12 protein-coding genes are annotated in these 21,735 nt (G+C 56.4%); 2 read left to right on the top strand and 10 right to left on the bottom strand.

Annotated elements, in window-relative coordinates:
* Positions 1–89: 89 nt before the first annotated feature.
* Positions 90–5,009, top strand: coding sequence for an outer membrane protein assembly factor BamB family protein (locus tag LOC70_RS15930; protein WP_230254996.1), 4,920 nt, complete (start codon positions 90–92; stop codon positions 5,007–5,009).
* Here the strand turns inward: LOC70_RS15930 and LOC70_RS15935 are convergent.
* The 5 genes from LOC70_RS15935 to LOC70_RS15955 all read right to left on the bottom strand — a co-directional run bounded on the left by LOC70_RS15935 (position 4,916) and on the right by LOC70_RS15955 (position 12,958).
* On the bottom strand, positions 4,916–8,992 hold the full coding sequence (locus tag LOC70_RS15935; protein WP_230254997.1) for a hydantoinase B/oxoprolinase family protein: 4,077 nt from the start codon (positions 8,990–8,992) through the stop codon (positions 4,916–4,918). The two genes, LOC70_RS15930 and LOC70_RS15935, sit on opposite strands and share 94 nt — an antisense overlap.
* Positions 8,993–9,141: 149 nt before the next feature.
* On the bottom strand, positions 9,142–9,996 hold the full coding sequence (locus LOC70_RS15940; protein ID WP_230254998.1) for an FHA domain-containing protein: 855 nt from the start codon (positions 9,994–9,996) through the stop codon (positions 9,142–9,144).
* A 115-nt stretch (positions 9,997–10,111) separates the two neighbouring features.
* On the bottom strand, positions 10,112–11,335 hold the full coding sequence (gene serB / locus LOC70_RS15945; protein WP_230256169.1) for a phosphoserine phosphatase SerB: 1,224 nt from the start codon (positions 11,333–11,335) through the stop codon (positions 10,112–10,114).
* Between the two features lie 80 nt (positions 11,336–11,415).
* Positions 11,416–12,762, bottom strand: coding sequence for a Trk system potassium transporter TrkA (trkA, locus tag LOC70_RS15950; protein ID WP_230254999.1), 1,347 nt, complete (start codon positions 12,760–12,762; stop codon positions 11,416–11,418).
* Positions 12,763–12,766: 4 nt separating this feature from the next.
* Complete coding sequence (locus tag LOC70_RS15955) at positions 12,767–12,958, bottom strand: hypothetical protein (protein ID WP_230255000.1); 192 nt, start codon at positions 12,956–12,958, stop codon at positions 12,767–12,769.
* A 349-nt stretch (positions 12,959–13,307) separates the two neighbouring features.
* Here LOC70_RS15955 and LOC70_RS15960 point away from each other — a divergent pair, with 349 nt between their 5' ends.
* Positions 13,308–14,387 (top strand): lactonase family protein, encoded by a 1,080-nt coding sequence (locus LOC70_RS15960; protein ID WP_390889075.1) that lies wholly within the window; start codon positions 13,308–13,310, stop codon positions 14,385–14,387.
* Between the two features lie 32 nt (positions 14,388–14,419).
* On the opposite strand, the gene LOC70_RS15965 is transcribed toward LOC70_RS15960, so the two are convergent.
* From LOC70_RS15965 to LOC70_RS15985, 5 genes are all read right to left on the bottom strand, one after another.
* Positions 14,420–16,168 (bottom strand): serine/threonine-protein kinase, encoded by a 1,749-nt coding sequence (locus LOC70_RS15965; protein WP_230255002.1) that lies wholly within the window; start codon positions 16,166–16,168, stop codon positions 14,420–14,422.
* Positions 16,128–16,760 carry an ECF-type sigma factor gene (locus tag LOC70_RS15970; protein WP_230255003.1) on the bottom strand — a complete coding sequence of 211 codons (633 nt, stop codon included), beginning with the start codon at positions 16,758–16,760 and terminating at the stop codon, positions 16,128–16,130. Before LOC70_RS15970 ends, LOC70_RS15965 begins: the two co-directional genes overlap by 41 nt.
* 63 nt (positions 16,761–16,823) lie before the next feature.
* A complete protein-coding gene (locus tag LOC70_RS15975; protein WP_230255004.1) occupies positions 16,824–17,885 on the bottom strand; it encodes a formylglycine-generating enzyme family protein in 1,062 nt (353 codons plus the stop codon).
* Complete coding sequence (locus LOC70_RS15980) at positions 17,882–19,201, bottom strand: DUF1552 domain-containing protein (protein WP_230255005.1); 1,320 nt, start codon at positions 19,199–19,201, stop codon at positions 17,882–17,884. Before LOC70_RS15980 ends, LOC70_RS15975 begins: the two co-directional genes overlap by 4 nt.
* Complete coding sequence (locus LOC70_RS15985; RefSeq protein WP_230255006.1) at positions 19,198–21,651, bottom strand: DUF1592 domain-containing protein; 2,454 nt, start codon at positions 21,649–21,651, stop codon at positions 19,198–19,200. Before LOC70_RS15985 ends, LOC70_RS15980 begins: the two co-directional genes overlap by 4 nt.
* Between the last annotated feature and the right edge of the window lie 84 nt (positions 21,652–21,735).

The following is a 21,735-nucleotide window of genomic DNA, read 5'->3' on the forward strand; positions in this document are numbered from 1 at the left end:
TTCCGCACGGACGGGAATCGAGAACGTTGCTCCGCGGCGAATGCGTGTTTGATTTTGTTCTCTTTCGCTTGAACACGATGCTTTTTTCAGTGACGCTTTTTCCATTGACCCGTTCACCCTTCTACTCATTCGCGAATCGCGGGTCTTGGGGGACGCACAAAAACTCTCGAGTTGGCCTCCGCGTCGGGGCTGGCTTCCTGGCATTGGTCGGTGGGCTGTCGCTGTTGCTTGCAAGCCAATCGTCCGCGACGGCTCAAGGACTGTTTGATTCGCGACGTCGGGTCGGCGAGGCGGAGTTTCTGCCGCCACCTCGAAGCATGCGGCAAGTCGTTCGTGATGCGGAAGAAGCCATTGAAGAAGAACGCTACAGCGATGCGGTTGTGCGGCTCGGAGAGTTGTTGATTCGCGCGGGCGATGATCCCGCTTCCGAATTGCGACAGGACTACTACTACCCAATCAACTTCGCGGACACTGAGGACGAGGATGCAAGCGATCGGCAATCCAATCGACTACGCAATCTCTCTCAGCCGGGCGGGCTGCCGATCGAACAGTTTGATGGCAACGCACCCGGTCAAGATCCCGAGGCACTTGCAGAGCTTCAACGTCGGTTGCCTCGAAGCATGCTGGAATACGTTCGCGATTTGATTGGGCAGCTTCCTGAAAAAGGTCTGGAAGTTTACGAACTGCGTTACGGTCCTTTGGCGGGAAAGTTGCTTCGTGAGGCGGGACCCACTCGCGATTGGAAAGCGGTTGAGCGTGTTCGTCGTGAGTACTTTCACACGCAAGCCGGTTACCAAGCCTCCCTGTTGTTGGCGATTCGCGAATGGAACTTGGGCAACCCATTGGCATGTTCTTTGTTGCTGGATGATCTGGTTGCGAATCAGCGAATCGTGAATCAGTTGGGTGATTCGGTCGTGGTGCTGCATGCCATGGCTTGTTTGCGAGGCAATCGACCGTTGCCGTTGCCAGCCAAGCTTCCACAGGCGTTTAGCGATGCTTCGACCAACCAGGCCTCCGCCACGACAGATCCAGGGGCCAATCAAGCGGCAGAGGTGTTGGCTTGGAAGGAATGGGTGCAAACGCAAAGCAAATCCGCGACGGTGACGGTCGATCGTTTGGCGGAGGATTATCCGATCTTGGGTGGTGACGTGAATCGCAACCAATCCGGTTCCGGTCAAATGCCTCTGAGCAATCCACGTTGGATGGTGGAGTCATCGGCAAGTCCGCGACAGGAAATGATGATTGAGGAGAAGACTCAGCAGCTCAAAGCCACCGGTCAATTGCCGCCTCCGTCTTGGACGCCGTTGCGAGTTGGCGATCAGTTGATGATGCGAACGACTCAGCGTGTGTTGGGCGTTGATTTCCGAACCGGAAAACGCATTTGGCAATACCCATGGTTCACGCAACCGGAGTCCGCCTTGGATCCGGACCCGATCGATCCAATGATGGAGGAAGAAGAAAACCCCGTCGACATCTTGGTGCAGCGGGTCTGGAACGACGTGCCATTTGGTCAGCTCACCAGCGACGGCAAACGCGTGTTCATGATCGACGATTTGGACAAGATCGCAATCGAAAGGTTCAGCCCTTTCGGAAGCCGAGGCTTGACGTCCGCATCGAACACCTTGGTGGCATTGAATTTGGAAGAGGAAGGCAAGTTGTGGTGGAGACTGGGCAAATCCGAGTCGACTCCTTCTCCTTTGGCGGAAGCCTTTTTCTTAGGCCCTCCCCTGCCGTTTCGTGGTGACTTGTATGTCATGGCAGAGATGGCTGGCGAGGTGGTGTTGCTATGTTTGGATCCTGACGACGGGGCGATTCAGTGGCAGCAAGTCCTGGTCGCGGTGGATTCGGGTGGTGTTCGGACCGATCCCGTTCGACGGGTTGCCGGCGCGATGCCGACGTATCACGAAGGCATGTTGATTTGCCCAACCGGTGCGGGTGCGACGGTCGCGGTCAATCTGATTGATCGCACCATCCGCTGGGGGAATCGTATTCTGCGAAGCCAAGAATTCGTGCACAGTTTGAATCGTCCCAACACTCGCGTGCAGATGAATCAACTGAGCCGCCGATGGACGCACTCATTGGCGATCGCGGAAGGCAACTCGATTGTGGTCACTCCGATCGAAACCGATCGGCTGCAAGTGTTGGATGCTTTGACAGGACGCAATCGTTTCACGCCTCAGAACCGAATTCGTTTGACATACGTCGCGGGGATTCATGGCGATCTGTTTTTGGTGGTTGGGGCTGATGAGGTTTCGGCTCGACGGTTGGCCGATGGTTCCGAGGTTTGGTCGACGCCGGCTGATTTGGTGCGACCCGGCCAACGCATTTCAGGGCGAGGTGTCTTCGGTGAAAACCGCTATTACCTACCGACCACCACCGATGAATTGATCGCGATTTCGCTCGAGGATGGACGTGTGTTGGATCGTCGGACCGTGCGTTTCCCTTTGGGCAATTTGATCGCGGTCGACGGCGAATTGATCTCGCAATCGGCAACGATGGTCGCGGTGGCTTACGGCGAACAGTCGCTGCAGCCACGCGTGGACGAATTGCTGGAAGAGGACCCCGAAAACTTTTTCGCGTTGGTTCGCAAAGCCGAACTGTTGATCGAACAAGAGCAGCGTCCCACAGCGATGAAGCTGCTCGCGAAGGCTCGTGAATTGGATCCTGACAACGACGAAGTGATCATGTTGTCCGTGGAAGCCATGCTCGGAAGCTTGCGTGAAAATCCCAGCGATACGAGCGTCGATCTGGATGCATTGATGAAGCTGATTGATCAGCCGGAGCAGCGGGCAGAATTGTTGGCTCTGCAAATCAAAGGTGCGGTTCAGAATCCGGATCAAGTGCCACGCGAAAAGGCGTTGCAATTGCTGTTGGATCTTTCGGATCTGGTGTTGCGGCATCCCAATTTGAACCGAGACATGGACGCGATTTTTCCGAATGCGGTCCGTCAATTCACGCTGGACGATTGGATCAGCGCCCGCGTGTCTGAATTGGTGGCTTCCGCCAATGACGATCAACGTGAAACGATGAATGAGATGGTTCAATCGCTCGTCACCTCGCGTGGCAGCTTGGATGGGGCAGCCATGTTGCGAACGTTGCGGCATTTCAGCCCGATGCCGGATGCCACTCGAGATCTTCGACGGGACATGGCGGCTCGTGCTTTGTTGATGGAAGACGGATTGTTGACGGAGCGTTTGTTGTGGGCCGATGGATTGACGACGGATGCGGAACTTGAAGGATTGAGCAACGACCGGTTGCTGATGTTGGCGAAGCTCTACAGCAAGAAGGCATGGAACTTGGACCGTTTGGCAGTTGGTGAGCTATTAGCCGAACGAATGCGAACTCAAGAACCTGTCGGGGAAGACACCTTCATCGAGGATGCGCTCGAGGCCAACCCCGTCCGCGGTCGCGCGTTCACCAGTGCGAGGGAATGGCCGGAGAACGTCAATCTGGAATGGCAATCGATTCGAATGCCTCGATCCAGTTTGATGTTCAGCGATCGTCGTTACGCTCGCACCACACGTCTGATGGGACGTTTGACGCGAGGCTGGAACGCGATGAGTGACAACATGAATTCGTTGGCATTGATCGATCCCTATGGCATTCAACGATCCATCCCGATCGAGGCGTTCTCGGGGTCACGGGCACTCAGCAAAGAGTTGACATTCAGCGGTGGACTGATGCTGGTGATGACTCAATCCGAGTTGATGGCGGTCGACTTGTTTCGTGCCATGGATGGTCGTGGTGAAGAGATTGTGCGGTGGCGTCGGTCGCTGGGAACAGATGGCCAAGCCGTCGCGAAACGACGCAGTTCGGCGACGCCGTTTGGAAATCAGATCTATCGCAACGTGATGGTGGCGGCGACCGCGGAGAACGGGGACGCCCAGTTGATTTTAGGACCGGTGCTTGGCGATCGTTTGTTTCTGTTGCAAGGAAGCGAATTGATCTGTCTGGACAACATCAGCGGTGATGAACGTTGGCGGACGACGACCGAGAGCATTGGTTCTGCGGTCACTTTCGCCGATGGCAAGGTGTTTGTGATCAGCGACAGCCAAAACGTGGTGGAGTCGTATGACATGCACGACGGCGCATTGCTAGATGTTGTGGGTAGCGATTTGGGTTCAGTGATCACATCGCTCGGGCGGCATGTGTTGACGGTCAAACAGGTCACACCGCAATTGCAATTGCCCGATGACGCCAGCGAGGAATTGCGTCAAGACATCGCTTCGGCCAGCGAGATGTTGGATCCGCAGTTGCTTCAATTGACCGACCTGTCCACTGGAGAAACAGTGTTGCATCGAGTGGCGGACAGCCACAATCGTTCCAACCAAAAAGATGCTGCGGCGGCCTACGGTGATTTGAAAGACGGTCGCTTCTTCACGCTGCTGGACCATGCGGGACGCACCACGATTTGGGACGTGCTCGAAGGGCGAAGCGTTGCTGATGTGATAGTGCCAACCAAGCCCGGGTTGTATGGGGTTTCGGTGATGGAGATCCAAGACCAAATGCTGGTTCTGCCTCGTCACCGCAAGGCCAACCGAGACTTGGCTGCGACTCGCACTTTGTCAGTGTCGGGAGGAGCAGCGGTGCAACCGATGACGGCGATTCATGCGATCTCAACCGTGGATGGATCTCTTCGATGGAGCCGAACGTTTGACGATCCTTGGGGATGCACGGTGGAACAACCTTGGTTGACACCGATGTTGATCCTCGCCAGGGCTCATCTGACCGTGCCCGGCAACGGCGTGCGGCGACGGCAAATGGATGTGATGGGATTGAGCGTGACCGACGGCGAGACACTGCACGAGATCGAACGCAAAGAGACGAACAACAATACCAATGTGATTGAAAGCCGCGTGAAGTTGATTCCACATCTCTCCAACATGTTGGTGGAAATCCAGATGGAGATGCTGACTTACTCGTTCCGTACGGAAGCCGAAGCGGATGAGGAAGAAGCGGATTCCGAATTAGGCGAAGAACTCGAACTGGTAGAACCAGGCAACGAATGATCGATCGGCGTGCCGTAGCCTCCACCGCCCGGCGTTTCCATAATCAAGCGGTCGCCGGGTGAGACGGTTTGTGTCGTTGCGAAGGGGAGCAAGGTTTCGGTGTTGTCTCGGATCAGCGTTTGCTGTCCCGGCTTGCCGGGTTCGCCTCCGTCCATCCCGTATGGCTTGGTCTCTCGCCGCGACGTGATCAGCGAAAGAGTCAGCGGACGAAGGAACTCAAATTCCCGGATGATTCCGTTTCCTCCGCGGTGCCGCCCTGCCCCGCCGCTCTGTGGGCGAATGGCGAAACGCCACAATCTCACGGGAAGACGTGATTCCAAAATTTCCGGGTCGGTGATCCGGGTGTTGGTCATGTGAGTGTGAACCGCGTCAGCTCCATCGTGATTCGATGTGGCACCCGCGCCACCACCAATCGTTTCGTAATAGCCAAACGTGTCGTCACCAAGCAACAGGTTGTTCATCGTTCCTTGAGAGGCGGCTGCAACGCCGAGGCATCCGAGCAGCACATCCACAACGCGATTGCTGGTTTCAACATTGCCCGCCACGACGGCGGGGCTGTTCTCCGGCGAGCTTCCCGCGGTGGGAGCGAGCAGACCGGGCGGGATGATCAACTCGATGCGTTGCAGGACACCGTCGCACAATGGAAGTTCACCGGGAGAAACGCACCGCAAAACGTAGAGCACGGCGGCGGTCACGATGGAACGCGTTGCGTTGAACCCGTTGGGATGAACCGGACCGGTTCCAGTGAAATCGATTCGCAAACGACCGGTGGATTGATCGGGGGTCAGCGTGACTCGGATTGGCGTGCCGTCGTCCAGACTGTCTTCGAAAGTTCGGCTCTCGGAGCCCAGCGTTTGGATCCAAGTTGCGGTTGCTTCTCCGGCAACATGCAATAGTTGTTGAAGCCAGCTCAGCAATTGGTTCTTTCCCATGCCCTCCGCGAGTGCTTGGATTCGACGAGCACCGGATTGCCCAGCAGCTTCGGCGGCGGCGATGTCCGCCATGTTCTCTTCCACGTTTCGCGACGGGTATGCGGCCTCGCTGAGTAGTTTGCGTATGTTTTCATGGAACGGTTGTCCCGACCGGACCAAGCATTCGTTGTGGAGGACCACTCCTTCTTCAGCCAAGCAAGTTGCAGCGGGGGCCATCGAGCCCGGAACGATTCCGCCAATTTCCGCGTGGTGGCAACGTGATGCAACAAAGAAGTCGCACGGCCATCCATCGGGTCTTTCGGAGCGATGTGCATCCAACGAGGTGTTCGGCCGGTCTGAGCTTTCTGTGCAGAAAACGGGAGTCACAACAGTCAAGTCAGGCAGGTGAGAGCCGCCGGCGAAGGGATCATTGCTGATGTAACTGTCGCCCGCGGACATCTGTGGGTACTTCGCGATCAGACTGCGGACGGTGTGGCTCATTGCACCCAGGTGCACCGGGACGTGAGGTGCGTTGGCAACCAACGATCCGTCACCGAGAAAGACGGCGCAACTGTAGTCACGCCGTTCCTTGACGTTCACGCTGACACTGGTTCGCCGAATGACTTCACCCATCGCTTCGGCGATGCCTTGCACGCGTCGCGCGGCGATCTCCATCGCAACGATGTCGTTCCAATGGGTGGACTGCGATACTATGGACCGTTGGCCGTCTGTTGTTTTGGTCGCGGAATTGGGCTTGCGCAATTGCAAGATGCCGTTGTCTGACAGGTTGGCTTGCCAGCCTGGTTCGACCACCAACACCGAGTAGGGGCCGGCGATGATTGAAGGCCCACGGATCGTCTGTCCCGATTGGAGTTTGTCGCGGTCCCACAGTTCGACCTCGGTGTCGACGCCATCAACCCACATCTTGGTTGTTTTGGGGGTGGAGGACGAATCCAGCGATGCCGATGTCGCCGATGTGGAGTCGGGTTGGTTTGGGGAATGCCCGTCGTCTCGCGAGATCACCGCGACTTCGCATCGGACGGTGACTGTCTCGATTGGCATCGTTTCGCGGACGTAACCGAATGTTTGGAGGTGTTTCTGGTCAAAGCGTTCGGGCAACGATTCCAGTGGAAAGAGGTCGATGGAAAGTGACGACTGGGTACCAACCGAACGCACTTCGCATTGATGTTGAATTTCAAGCTTCGCTGATCGCGAGATCTTTTCGTCGCTTTGCAATTCGTCTTCGCATCGTTGTTGCGTTCGCGAAGCAGCGACGGCGAGTCGTTGCAATGCGGCCTTGTCCGGCACTCGAACGAAGGTGTGATTGTCGGTTGAGCATGCCGTCGCGATCGTTTGTTGAATGGATTCAACGTGGATGCGTCCGATCTTTGCCGCCCCCAAGCCGACCGCCGATAGCAGGCCAGCATCGGGATGATCGATGACGTGCGTCATTTCCAATGCATCGGCGACTTGGCACAGATGTCCGCCCGCAGCACCGCCGAAACCAACCAGTGCCATTTGGCGTGCGTCGCTTCCCGCGGCGGTCGTGACGACTCGAACCGCTTCGGCCATTTGAGTCACGGCCAATTGAAGGAATCCATCGGCCAGACCCTCCGGTGTCAGCGTGCTTTCGCTGGGAAGCCGAGAATGAACTTCGTTGAGGACGCGGCGAGAGGCTTCCAAATCCAACGGGAATGGAAACCGGTCAACCGGCAATCGGCCGAGCAGCACATTGATATCGGTCACCGTCAGCGGACCGCCATTGCCGTAGCAGGCGGGGCCGGGGAAGGCACCTGCGCTATCTGGGCCGACGTGCAAGCGTCCGTCTCGCACTTCGCAGATCGATCCGCCGCCGGACGCGATCGTGTGAATGTCCATCATCGGAGTGAGAACACGAATGCCACCGATGTCGCTTTCTTGGCGTCTTCCGACCTGTCCTTCGTAGCGGCTGACGTCAGTGCTGGTTCCGCCCATGTCCAGTCCCACCGCACCGGTCACGTTGCACTGGCGTGCCACATCGGCCAAGGCGACCACTCCACCGGCGGGACCAGACAAAACACTGTCCTTGCCGCGAAAACCAGGGGATGCCACCAAGTTCCCGTTGCTGGTCATCCAACGCAAGTGGCAAGAGTCCGCTCCGCCGAATTGTTTCCACACTCGCTGCACGTACGCTTCCAAGATCGGTTGCAGATAGGCATCGAGCGTCGTGGTTTCAGCGCGAGGAACGATTCGTGGCAACGAAACCACATCGGATGAACAAAGAACGTTTGCAAATCCAATTTCTTGTGCGATCGTTTGGACACGTCGTTCGTGGACGTCGTTGCGATACGAATGCATCAAGCAAATCGCCAAGACAATCTCCGCGCCGGCGTCAGCCTTGAGTTGGCTCAGTCGTTGGCGAAGAGCATCCTCGTTCAACGGAAGCAATTCATCGCCGTCAGCGTCCAGTCGTCCTGGTACCTCGACCGTGTGGGTTGCCAGCGGCGTTGATTTGACAATGTCGAGGGCAAACAAGTCGGGACGATCCTGCGTTCCAATCGCGAGCAGATCGGCGAAGCCTTCCGTGATCAACAGTGCGGTGGGGGCTCCCGTCCGTGTCAGCAACGCGTTGGTGCCCCGAGTGGTACCCATCCGGACAGACAACGGCGGCAGCGGTTCGTTCAGAGGCCGCTGCAGTAGGACTCGAGTGGCCAGAACCGGTGATTCAATGTTGGCATCCAAAGTGCAAGCTTCACCGGTGTTCCAGCCGCGGGAAGTTTGGTCAGCCAAAGCGACGTGAATTTGATCGCGAGCTACTTTCTCACACGTGGTGATGCGAACCGAATGGTTGTCGCGATCCAAAACAAGGTTTGCAGAATTCCAAAACCCTTCGATGGCATAAGGTGCGGGAAGTTGAAGTGTCGCCAGTCGGTGTTGGTCATCCCACGAGATGACTTGAGCGGAAACTAACCCGCTGCTGAGAACCTTGATCGCATCACGATGCGAAACGCCGGTGGCATCGGTGCGACGAACCAGGCAATCGGTGAACGTGCCTCCGACGTCGACCCAAACTTCCAAGGATTCGGTTGGCATAAAAGCGAATTGGCAAATGACGAACCATCTCGTGATTCCTGCGGGCAAGGAGGATGGCGTCGTGAGAACCTTGGCCGCGATTGAATCGCAATTGTAACGATCCGCGGGGAAATGCCACGAGGAGACACGGCATGGCAGTCGGCTTCACCTCAGCGACCACCAAACAATCGCTTCAATGCATCTTTGGCTGCTTCTTGAGAGTCTTGTGCCAATCGTTTGCGGACGTGATCTGGCAATCGTTTGGGGCCAGGCGGTTCTTGGCTCGATTCATCGTCACCGTTTTCAGATGGCTTGCTATTGCCGTTGTCGACCACGGTGTCGGTGGAATCAGCGGAACCCAATTCGGTATCCAACTGGGCATCGGCCGCGTCCTTGGACGCCCCCGAATTAGTTCCGCTCGTCTCAGCTTCGACAAGTTGCTGTCGGACTTCAGTGGCGCGGACGGGAATCGGGGTCTCGTTGGAATCCTGGTCGCTGTCTGGACTGAGGTTCACGCTTTCCTGCTCGAGAAAACGGTCTTGTTGAACATCGTCGAGCAGCGAGTCCAGTTCGCTGAGGATGGTGGTCGAATCTCGGGAAGCCGTGCTTGGATCTTCCTCGAGATCAGCCTTCTGAGGTTTTGCAGTGGCATCGGATCGCAATGGGGAAGCGATCACGGGTGCGTTGGTCGAACGTTGGCGAATGGACAGACGCAGATGCACCTTACCGACCCGCAAACGCTGGTTGTGCGAAACCGCGATGGATTGATTGACGCCCAGCCGAACGTCGTCGACCCAGGTTCCGTTGCGGCTTCCCAAATCGGTGACTGTGATGTTTCCATCTCGAAACGAGATGACGCAGTGCGAGCGACTGATGGAGCTTCGCCGAATGGACAGGTCGCAGTCCGCACTGCGTCCGATCAAGAAAGGAAGGCGGTCCACCTTCACCCGGACAGGCATGTCCGGCGGCGCATGAGCGAGCGGGGTGAGACGTATTTTCAGATCGATGCCGGGACTCGCGTTCATAACTGGCCCGATCGTATCGGACTCAGATGAAGTTCCCGTTAACGAGCCGTTGCGTTCACGAAAAGGGCTCGCAATTGGAACCGGCAGCCTGAACGGATGTCGCGCGGTGTTTCGCTCAGCCGTCGATCAAATCGCGATCGCGAACACCGAGCAGGTACAGCACTGCGTCGAGCCCCAATGTGGAGACTTGATGTTCGGCTGATTCACGGACGATGGGCTTCGCATGGAAGGCGATCCCAAGACCGGCTCGGGAAAGCATCGGCAGGTCGTTGGCTCCATCGCCAATCGCGATCATTTGCTTCCGGTCGACCCCCTCGTTGGCGGCCAGTTGTTCCAGCAGCAGTGCCTTGCGTTCCGCGTTGACGATCGGCCCGATCACGCGTCCGGTGAGTTTGCCGTCTTCGATTTCCAACTGATTTGCGTGGACGTGGTCGATGCCCAACAGCTTTTGCAGGTGCTCGCCGAAGTAAGTGAAACCACCGCTCAAAATTGCGGTCGTGTATCCGAACCGGCGCAGATTCGATAGCAAGCGTTCGGCACCTTCGGTCAATTGCAGACGCTCGGCAACTTTGGGCAGAACACTCTCAGGCAGTCCCGCGAGCGATTGCACGCGTTGACGCAGTGACTCGTCAAAGTCGATTTCGCCACGCATGGCGGATTCAGTGATGGCACTGACCTTCTCTCCCGCACCGGCTTCCTTGGCAAGTTCGTCGATGACTTCGGCTTGCAGCAGCGTTGAATCCATATCCAATGCCACGATGCGACGATTGCGTCGGAAGGCATCGTCCCGTTGCCAAGCCAAGTCCAAGTTCAGGCGGTTCGACAGTTCGAGCAGGCTGGCTTTTAAGTCGTTCGTGTCGACCGGATCGCCACGCAACGAGAACTCGACGCAAGCGCGTGTCGGCTCGTCACCTTGTTCGCGTTCGGGGCGACCGGACAAACGAGTGATCACATCGATGTTCAGATTTTGGTCGGAGACCAAACGGCTGACCGCGGCGAATTGCTCGGCAGTCACTGAACGCGAAAGAAGCGTGAGGATGAAACGCGATTTGCCTTGGCGTTCGACCCAAGCGTCATAGTCCGGGTCGCAAACAATCTTTGCTTTGCACTTCAAACCCAACTTGCGGCCTTTGCGTTGCATCTTCCGCATCAATCGTTCGGGATCTTCGGTGCCGGGAACTTGAACCAGCATGCCCAATAGCAACGAACGATGAATCACCGCTTGGTTCACGTCCAAGACACGGCAATTGAAACGATGCAGTCGTTCGGAGATGGAGGCGGTCAGTCCGGGACGATCCTCACCGGTGAATCGCAGCAGCACGATGGTCGGAGGACCCATCGGTTGATCAGATGGCGGGACGAACTTTTCGGAAACAGCGTTGGGGGTGGACACGGGAGCGTTGGTGGTAGCAGGCAAAACTAGACGCTGTGAAAGAGAGAGAGGACTTCGTCGGCATCCGACAAATCAATCAGGGCGACGATGATGTCGTTGACTTCCAAGACATCGTCCGCCGTCGGGACTCGTACAAACCCGTCACGTTGGATCGCGGCAATCAAGCAACGCCCGGCCAGCGGTAAGTTGGCCAACGAGGCTTGTGTGACGGGGGAACCTTCGAGAATTTCCAATTCGTAAACGCCGATGGAACCGTTGGGCAGTTTACTTTGGCTGATCACGGCACCCTCATTGAGGAAGCCAAGAATTTGGCGGGCGACCACGTCTCGTTCGCTGACCGCCAAGTCGATCCCCAACTTTCCAACCACGTTGGCGTAGTCAGGGCGACCGACGACACACATCACGCGAGACGCACCCAGTTCACGAGCCTCCACGCCCGCCATGATGTTGTTCTCGTCGTTGCCAGTGCAGGCAACAAAGTAATCGACCGTGCCACCGCCTTCGTCTTCCAAAACACTGCGACGATTGGCGTTGGCATGGACGACGGTCACATCGGGAAGCAGCTTCGAAAGTTGCTCGCAACGTTTCGGATCTTGTTCCAGCAAGACCGTCCGGAAATCTTCGCGACCGAGCAATCCGGCCAAGTGGTAGCCGGTCTCGCCACCGCCGGCGATCATCACTTTGGATTGTTTGCGACGACGTTTCTCGCCACCAAAAATTTGACGAGCCACGCTGACCGCGTCAGGCATTCCAACCAAGCTGACTCGGTCGCCGGCACGCGTTTCGTCCGCCCCGCTGGCGATCCACATGCGGCCTTCACGAGCCAAGGATCCAACACGAACACTGGGGGGCAGTTGCAACTCCATCAACTTCTTGCCAGCCGCAGGAGAACCCGCCGCCACATCCATCTCGTAAACCTGCAGTTGCCCGCGAGCAAAGTGCTCCAGTGGAATTGCATCTGGGTTGCGGATGGCTCGGGCAAGTTCCGAAGCCGAAAGTTGCTCCAGCGAAAGCAGACTGTCAATTTGAAAGTGGCGTTGGTAATCGAATGTCGACAAGTCGCGGAACGCCGGGGCGTAAACTCGCGCGATCGCCCGTCGGGCACCAAGCGCCTTCGCCATACTCGCCGCGACGATGTTGACTTCGTCGTCGCCGGTGACCGCCAAGCAAAGGTCGGCGCTGAGCACATCGGCTGAAAACAACACGGTGCTTTGTGATGCGTTGCCTTCGATCGCTCGAACGTCCAATTCGCTGTTGATGGACCGAACGATTTCTGGATCGCTGTCGATCAACGTGACGCTATGTCGACGGCGGCACAGCATGTCCGCGATCCAGCGTCCGACGGTTCCGCCGCCGAGGGTCAGAATCCGCATCGGCTCAGACCATCCAGTCCAAGAAGAGAACCAACAAGAAGACCACCGCCATGAATCCGGTGATCCAGCGCGCGGTATGCAAAGCGTGCCGCAGGATCAGTTTGGTGTCCTCGTGCCGCGTTGCACCAAACACCAGCGAGATCGCGACGATCAGCGGCAAGTAGTACAGCAGATAGGTGGGCGAAATCGAAAGCACGGCGGGTCTCTGAGGTGATGGGGAGAATCCGCATCGTAGATCAAACACGGGTTGATCGGCAATGTCCATGAAAGATGCCCTGCCCTGCCCCGCCCCGAAAACTGCCGACATTCAGGCCATTCTGCGGCGTGGAAAATGAGACTTCGGATCGTCCTTGGCTGCGGCTACCGGGGTATGATGCCCCCTAAAGAAGTTCCCAATCCACCTGTGATGAATCAACCGAGACTGGAGCCCCGTCGTGCAAAGAAGAATGAATTACCGTTTGAACCGAATGTTCCACTTGCCTGCGTCGGGCGCCGGCGTCTTTCTGATCGCGATTTTGAGCGTGTTCTTGGCAGGAGAAACCTTGATGGCGGGAACGTTGAATGTCTGGTTCGGCACCACCACTCCTCGCGGCGGCGTGAGCGAGGGCATTTACCACGCTCGATTCGATACGGAGACCGGGAAACTTGGACCGGCGACCTTGGCCGTCAAAACGCAACAGCCGGGATTTCTGGCCATGCACCCGACTCTGCCCGTTCTGTATGCCAGCACCGGAAAAGGCGTGGCGGCTTACCGCGTGAAAGCGGAATCGAACGGTGACAAATTGGCGTTAATTGGTGAAGTCGAGAGTGGTGACGGTGGCGTGGCCCACCTCGCCGCAGATCCATCCGGAAAGGTGCTGCTATCGGCTCAATACGGAGGCGGATCGACCACGCTGTATTCTCTCCGCGAAGATGGATCGATCGACCGCATGGTTTCGGTGATGGAACATTCGGAGCTGATCACTCCTGCCGGTTCCGGCGTCGTGAAAGGTCGGCAAGACGCCCCGCATGCTCACTGGGTCGGTTTCTCACCTGACAACCGTTTCGCATTCACGCCCGATCTTGGAATGGACAAGGTGGTGATCTGGAAGCTGGACGTGAATGAGCCTTCCTTAACCCATCATGGTTTTGGTGAAGGTATTCCCGGCGGTGGGCCGAGGCATATGAAGTTTAGCCCCGATGGAAAACGCATCTACTTGTTGAACGAATTGACCTTGTCGGTTTCCGTCTTCGATTACGACTCCGAAGACGGCAAGATGACTCGCGGGCAAACCATTGCGGCGTTGTCCGAAGAAGCCAAAGCCAAGGAAACCTTCAACAGTGCATCGGAAATTCGAGTGCACCCATCGGGACGCTTCATCTATTCAGCCAACCGTGGTCACGACAGCATTTCAGTGTTTCGCGTGGATGAGGCGGGACAATTGGAGTTGGTTGAGGTTGAACCCATTCGTGGCGGTTGGCCACGCAACTTCAACTTGGACCCCAGTGGGCGTTGGCTGATCGCCGCTGGACGCGACAGTCATACCGCGACCGTCTTTGAAGTCGATGCGAAGTCGGGCGAGTTGACCTTTATCCGACAAACACAACAGGTGCCCACCCCCATCTGCGTGCTCTTTAGCAAGTAGCGGGACGTGGGGTTTGAATGTTCGCAAAGCGTTCATGCGATATTGGCTTGCTCGATTTCATCGAGTGCCCGTTGTGTTGCTTGAATGCTTCGCCCCGACATGTGCTGTTTCCCTTTTTCGGATTTCATGGCTCTCGAAACGATCCAGAGCGATCCGAACAAGCCAATCACGCCGATGAGCAGGGACGGATACAGCGAGTTGGGGTGGAGGATTTGATCAAAGCCCGCGGCCACAGCAACCGGGATCCAAAGCAACCACCATGTGAATCCGATGATCGGACCTGTGCCCAGGTAAAACCTTCGCACTCGCTGGAGTTGTTGCCGAACCTGCGGCAGTGGCTTGGTGGTGTCGATTTGGCTAATTCGAACCAAGACATTGATTGCGCAGACGAGGAGGAACAGTCCGTACAGGTGGACGATGACTCCGCTGATCAACAGGTGAGGGACACGGGTGTTCGGTGCCCAGCACCATGCACCCAGGGCGATGAAGGCAATTCCTGTGACGATTTGGAATAGCTGACCGAAAAACAACGGACGCAAAGATCGTTTGACGCCATTCATTAATTCGCGACGTGTCAAAAGCCACTGGCCAGACTGAGCTTGGGTTTCCGAATGGAAGTTGTTGTTGGTCGCAGTTGGGTTGGCGGCATGTTCCACTTGCGTCATTGCCGGGGCGGAGCGATCGCCCGAGGCGATCGATTGCACATCTGATTTGATTTGACTGGCCCGTTGATACCGTCGCTGTGGTTCTTTCTCGAGTGTTCGCAGCACGACTTCATCCAGTCGAACGTCCACATGCACTTTTTGTGATGGTGCGGCGAAACGACCGATTGGCAGTTCGCCCGTCAGCATTTCGTAAAAGACGACACCCAGCGAATAGATGTCGGTGCGGTGGTCGACGCCGCGTGCTCCCTCGAGTTGTTCCGGAGCCATGTAACGAGGCGTTCCCATGACTTGATGGGTGCCAGTCAAATCCAACGAAGGTTGATGGTCTCCCAAAATTCGCGAAAGGCCGAAGTCGGCGATTTTGACCGACCCATCTTTGGCCATCAGAATATTCTCGGGTTTGATGTCGCGATGGATGACACCATTGTCGTGAGCGTACTGCAGGGCGTCACAAAGATGCGGGACGATGGCCAACGCATGAGCCGGTTCCAGTTGTCTGGCGGCAACGATGTCGCGAAGCGTGGAACCTTCGACGAATTCCATCAGGAAATAGTAGGTGTCATTGACGTGTCCAAACTCATACACCGAAACAATGTTGGGGTGATTGAGTTTCGCGAGCGTGCGAGCTTCGCGGGTGAAGCGAAGTGCGAACTTCACATCGTGTCCGAATTCTTCAGGCAGAATCTTCAACGCAACGACGCGATCCAAGCCCGTTTGACGGGCTTTGTAGACAGCGCCCATTCCTCCGGCACCGAGTAACTCCGTGATTTCCAGAGTCGGGAAGAGTTCGGCAAGTTGATCGACCGACGGTGGAACAAAAGCACGATTGGATGGAGCACTCTCGTGCATGGCATCGCGAATCGCGGTTTCGTGTTCGGGGAAACGGTCCCGATAGTTCGCTTCGTCGGGTCGCTCGCCCCGGCGTTGTCGGTAGTCCAAATCCAACGCGATCAGTTCCGCCAGCAAGACTTCCTGTGCGTCGGACGTGAAATCATCGGTGATCATCGACTCGATGGTCGGTGACAGATCCTGTTGCCAGCGGCGTTCGAATTCAGCACAGCGATCGTCGATCTGTTCAAGTGTCTGGATGGGCAGTTTTTTCTGGCGGATGCTCATCGAAGAATTCCTGTTGGCATTTTTCACGAATCAGATGCAGACGACGCTCAATCGTCCGTTCCGAGCACCCAAAACGTTCGGCAAGTTCCGCGTTGGAGTACCCTTCTAACTTGGCACCCGCCAAATCTCGAAGTTGCCCGACACCCAAATGAGAAAAAAATTGTTCAACGGATTCTTCCATCATTAAAACCATCTCGGGTGATGGTTCGTTGCCGATCGCCTCCAGCAGCACGTCGTCCTCGTCGCGTTGGTCGAGTGATTGCGGTTGGGCGTTACCGCCGCGACGCTGACGTTGATCATGGCGACGTTTGTCCACCACCTTTCGTGCCGACATTTTCAACAACAACTGCCACAGATTGTCGCGATCCGCTAAGTCGGGGAAGCGACCTTTCTGAACTGCGGAATAGAAACTGTCGAAAACGCTAAGGACGATGTCCTCTTCGTCTGATATCGCTCGGTTCTGGCCATACAGTCGCCGTCGGACTGCGTTGATCAAGCGATCATGAAAATGTTGCCAAAGCTGATTGGCGGCGATCGAATCTCCTTCTCGGACCTGCTCGATCCAGTGACTGACGCTGCGTGAAGCTGACATGAGAAACCCTTTTTTGTCGCGGAGCCTGTGGCATAAACCTCCCGTGATCTCGGTGGCAGAAATCTACTCTCGCACAACTCGGAAACCGGTGTAGATGGTCGCGTCAGAGGCTTCCGCGAATGTGCGGATGGAGCAGCGAACCGAGGCGGGAGCACAGGTCCAAGCTCCACCTCGAATGCTTCGCCAATCACCATATTGGTGCTGGGGCGTTTCCTCCAGTGCGACGGGATCCGTGACCGTGAAATTCTTTCGATCGGGCCAGGGGACATCTTTCAGATAGCGTCGATACAAATCACCGGACCATCGATCCTGGCACCACTCCCAAACGTTGCCGTGCATGTCGTGAAGTCCTCGGTCATTGGGGCGAAAACTTGCCACGGGAGCGGTGAAGACAAACCCATCACCATCGTTTGGGTCTAGTTGGACGGCTCGTTGATAACGCGTGGTGTTGGGATGAGCCGCCTCCAATGCACCGTCAGCGACATTGGCGTGTGAGGAGGCTTCATTCGGATCGGTGCCCCAAGAGTACCAAGTGGTTCGACCAGCTCGGCAAGCGCATTCCCATTCGGCCTCGGTGGGCAGGCGGTAAGTTCCCGGCTGTTGATCCGATAACCATCGACAGAATTCTTGGGCGTCGTTCCAACTGACGCCCACCACCGGGTGCTGATCTGATTGTGGGAAGCCAGGATTCCGCCAGGTGATCTCCGGGCGTTTCTGAAACCGGTCAACATAGTTTTTCTGATCGGGCGAGTGTCCCAAGGCTCCACCATTTCGTTCGGCGTCCGTTTCGTACCCCGTGTCTGCAACGAAGGCTCGAAACTGGGCAACGGTGACTTCGGTGGTCTGAATCTCAAATGGTTCGGTCAGCACGACCAAATGAGACGGCGAATCGTGCTGGAAGTTTTGTTGATTGCTGTAGCGATGAGCGAGACTGAATTCACGGTCGCGCTGTTGAGAAGTGTCGAATCCACGCCGAAAAGTGCTCGGTCCGATCGAAACAAATTCCATCTTCCAGGTGCCCGGTTTATCTGGGCTCTCGCGTTCTTGAGCGTCGGAGTTCGTGTCCACGACGAGCAGCAAGGTGAGCGTAAAAAAGGCCGTCTGAACCATTCGCATCCAGTTCATGCGAGCAACTCTCCGATTGGCCCCGTGCTGTCTTGGAAATCGTTTTCGATCTCAATCCCCATGCGTTCCACCATGGTGTGCCACACCGACGACAACGGCGTGTGATCAGCAAGTTGCAAGTGCGTTTGGTGGCGAACGCCAAGCCCTCTGCCGCCCGATATCATGGTGGGCAGCGTGTCTTTGCTATGGCCGATTCCCATGCCGCTGGAAAAGCCGAGGATGGTGTTGTCGAGCAAGCTTTTGTCGCCTTCGCGGATCGATGCCAGACGGTTCAGGAAGTAACTCCAATGGTTCATGTAGATGGTGTCGACCTTGGCCAACTCATCTAAGTTTTTGGGATCGTTGCCGTGGTGGGTCAGTTCGTGATAGCCCTTGGAGACACCAAATTCTGGATAGACCCCGCCAGCCAATTCCGTTCGCACCACATAGCTCACAACCCGAGTCGAATCGGTTTGAAAGGCGAGTGCGATGAGGTCGTACATCAGTTTGGCGTAGGTGTCATAGACAAATTTGCCATTGCCTTCCGGGGTGACCGCTTTTTCGTAGTCGCCAAAACCATTGAGTTCGGGTTGCGGTTTCGGACGATCCGCCCAGTCAATTTCGCGGCGGAGTGTCGTTTCCACTTCACGAATCGATTGGAAGTACTGATCGAGTTGTCGTCGGTCCGTATGGCCTAACCTCTGTTGTAGATGTTTGGCATTGGAAAGGATGGCATCCAGCACGCTGCCCCGTTGCCGGAACTCGTTCGACTGTTCCGAACGCTGCTTTTCGTTTGTAGGGCGAAAGAGATTTTGGAAGATTGTTTGTGGATCGTTCTCGGCGGCCAGCGGGATGCCTTGCCGGTTCCAGGAAATGGTCGCCAACGCTTGGGAGCCGAATCCGGTGCCGCGTTTGACTGAAAGTTGCAACGAAGGAAAACGAGTGTGCTTTCCGTGGTGTTCCGCCACCAACTGGTCTGGTGAAATGGTTTGTTTTTCTCCACGAGCAATCGAGGTCGAGAACGGATACGCCCCGTCATGTCCTCCACCGTGTTGAAGGGTTGTTCCGGACAGCACGGTGAACTGATCGCGTTGTTTCTCGAGCGGTTTCAAGATCCGCGAGAGCTTGGCATCTGGCCCAAAGCCATCCGGGTAGAACTGCCTCATGTTCATTCCCGTGCCGAAATAGAACATGCCCATGCGCGGTGGTACGGCATTCGTTTCGGCGGCCGAAACAGATCGTGGCATCATCGCTTCTAACCAAGGCAAGGCTAGGCAAGTGCTTGCACCACGAAGCAAAGTGCGACGGTCCAACGTGCGAAAAGAAAGAAAGTTCATGGCGTGATAAATGCCTCGCTGGAAACGATGGACTGGATCAGTGCACGCAACGTATCGCCTTGTGCTTTCATGTCATTGACCGCCTGTGAGAGAAGAGCGTCGTCCGCTGGGTCAACTGGGCGACCGAACGCATAGATGAGTAGCTTTTCAGCCAATGCTCGCCGGAAACGGTCGCTTTGCAAAAGCAATTGCTGGCGGAACTCACGAAAGTCAGCGAATTCGTTGCCATTTGGCAGTCGACCGCTAGCGTCGATCGGCGGTCGATTGCGTCCGCGAAAGTTTTCGCCGTCTTGTGCTTCTCGCCAGGCACCGATCACATTGAAATTTTCCAACGCGAGGCCGTAAGGGGCCAGTGACCGATGGCATGACGCGCACGCGTCGATTTGTTGGTGCTGGACCAAACGTTCCCGAACGGTCAGGTTCTCTCCGCGAATGTTCGGTTCGACTTCGCCCGCGTTGGGTGGCGGAGGGTCGGGTGGGTTGTTGAAAAGAACTTCTCGCACATAGACGGCTCTCGAAACGGGTTTGGTGCGAATGCCATCGGATCCCGCTTGGTGAACGCCCGCCATTGCCAGCAAGCCACCGCGAACCGACGTTTGTGGAAGCGGAACCACTCGATAGTGGTCGCCGGTGATCCCGTCCAGCTCGTAGTGCTCAGCCAAGCGTTCATTGATCACGATGAAGTCGGAGTTCAGGAAGTTCAGCACACTTCGGTCATGCAGCAGAATCTCGCGGAAAAACTCCAGCGGTTCGCGGGCAACCGCTTCTGCCAAGGCGTCGTCATAGTCCCGATACAAATGTGGGTCGGGAGTGAAGTCCAGGAACGTATTCGTTTGCAGCCATTGTCCGGCAAAGCTTTCCACCAAGCGTTCGATCTTTGGATCGGCCAGCATACGATCCACTTGCTCGCGTCGATTCGACGGAGCGGCCAATTCACCCGCCTGGGCAGCCCGGAAGAGCTCCTCGTCCGGCATGGAGGACCATAGGAAATAGGACAAACGATTCGCGATTGCGTGATCGTTGAGGTGTTTGGTGTCGTTGTCGCTTGTTGTGTGCTCGATGAGGTACAGAAAGTTCGGCGAGGTCAACGATGCCGTTAAACCGACGCGGATTGCCTCATGAAAAGACTCCCCATTGTCCAGTTCGGTTTGCACGACGTTCAAAATGGACGCGAGTTCGGATGGCTCCACCGGGCGTCGCCAAGCACGTGGAAGAAATTGAGCAAAGATCTTCTTTGCGTCGTCCAGATCTTTCGCCGCGGGTTCGACGACCGAGAACAACGTGGTGTGACTTTTGGGGGGCCACTGATCATAGAGTGGGCCCTCGACCTCCAAGTAGTCCAAGAAGACACGCGGGAATTCGGTGAGATCAAGCTTTTCCGGATCCGGGGTTGAGCGATCGCCTCCCCATCCTTCCGCGATTTTCCGTCCCGCCAAACGCAATGATTCTTGGAAGTTTTGCTGGCTTCCAACCTCGCCGATGCGACGCATAAAGTCTTCACCCGGACGTTGGCCCATGTATAGCTTTGTCTCGTTGAGAATCTCGACCTTCACCTCCCCACCCAGCGTGTCGCGCGGAATGACGACGGTTTGCTCTTTGGGATTGTCCCAGGCGGCGGTCACATCAAACTCCATGATCGTTTGCATGGAATCGTCTGGGTGATCGTGTCGAAGGCGAATGCGAGGGACTTCCCCGTCTTTGCCGGGCGACGCACCAGCCCGGATGGTGAACCTGTAGAAACCGTTTGTCGGTGCGACGTTGTTGTCTTTGCGGCCGGGGTATCGAAGCATCCCAAACGACCGTGTGCCTCCTTCGATCAGTTCCAACCCGTCCGGAACGGGATTCAGTCCTAGTCGTGTGACGAGATACCCAATCGCATGGCTGTCAGGAATCTTTTCTAACTCCAGCCTCATCGTCTCGGTTGGATACTCCGGCGGCCCATCCACAATCGCTCGTTCCGCGATGTGTCGGGCCACATGGTAGTAGTGAGTCATGAGCGAAGGATCGAGCATCAACGCTGAGCTGACCTTGTCAAACCCTTCCGCTGTCCCGTCTGGCGGCAGAGTGTTCAGTGGGCTCTCACCACTGGGGAACTTCATCGAGAGCAAATCAGAAATGGTGTGGGTGTATTCGTGACGGTTCAAACGACGCAACATGGTTTGTTCGTCGGATCGCGAGCGTGATCGCTCAATTTGCTTCAAGGATTGCGACACCCATTCAGAGGTCTGTGAAAGGATCTCGATGGGAAGAGGTGATTCGCCATCGGGTGGCATTTCTCCGAGATTGATCGCGTTTCGGATTTCGATCCACTTCAACGCGTTTTCGCGATCAGCCAGATCGCTGGTGAGCAAGTCGATTCGCAGGTTGGCTTCTGCTGCGTCGGGACCGTGGCACCCCAGGCAGTGTGCTTTCAACGCCGGCAAGACGTTGGGAGGAATCTCCGCCGCCACTGGGCCGCACGCGACTGCAGTGAGGAGAAGCGAAAGAAGCGAGCATTGCCGAAATGAGTTCAACGTGCGCACCTGCGATGGGAG

This window comes from Rhodopirellula halodulae (assembly GCF_020966775.1).
In the GTDB taxonomy this organism is placed as follows: Bacteria; Planctomycetota; Planctomycetia; order Pirellulales; family Pirellulaceae; genus Rhodopirellula; species Rhodopirellula halodulae.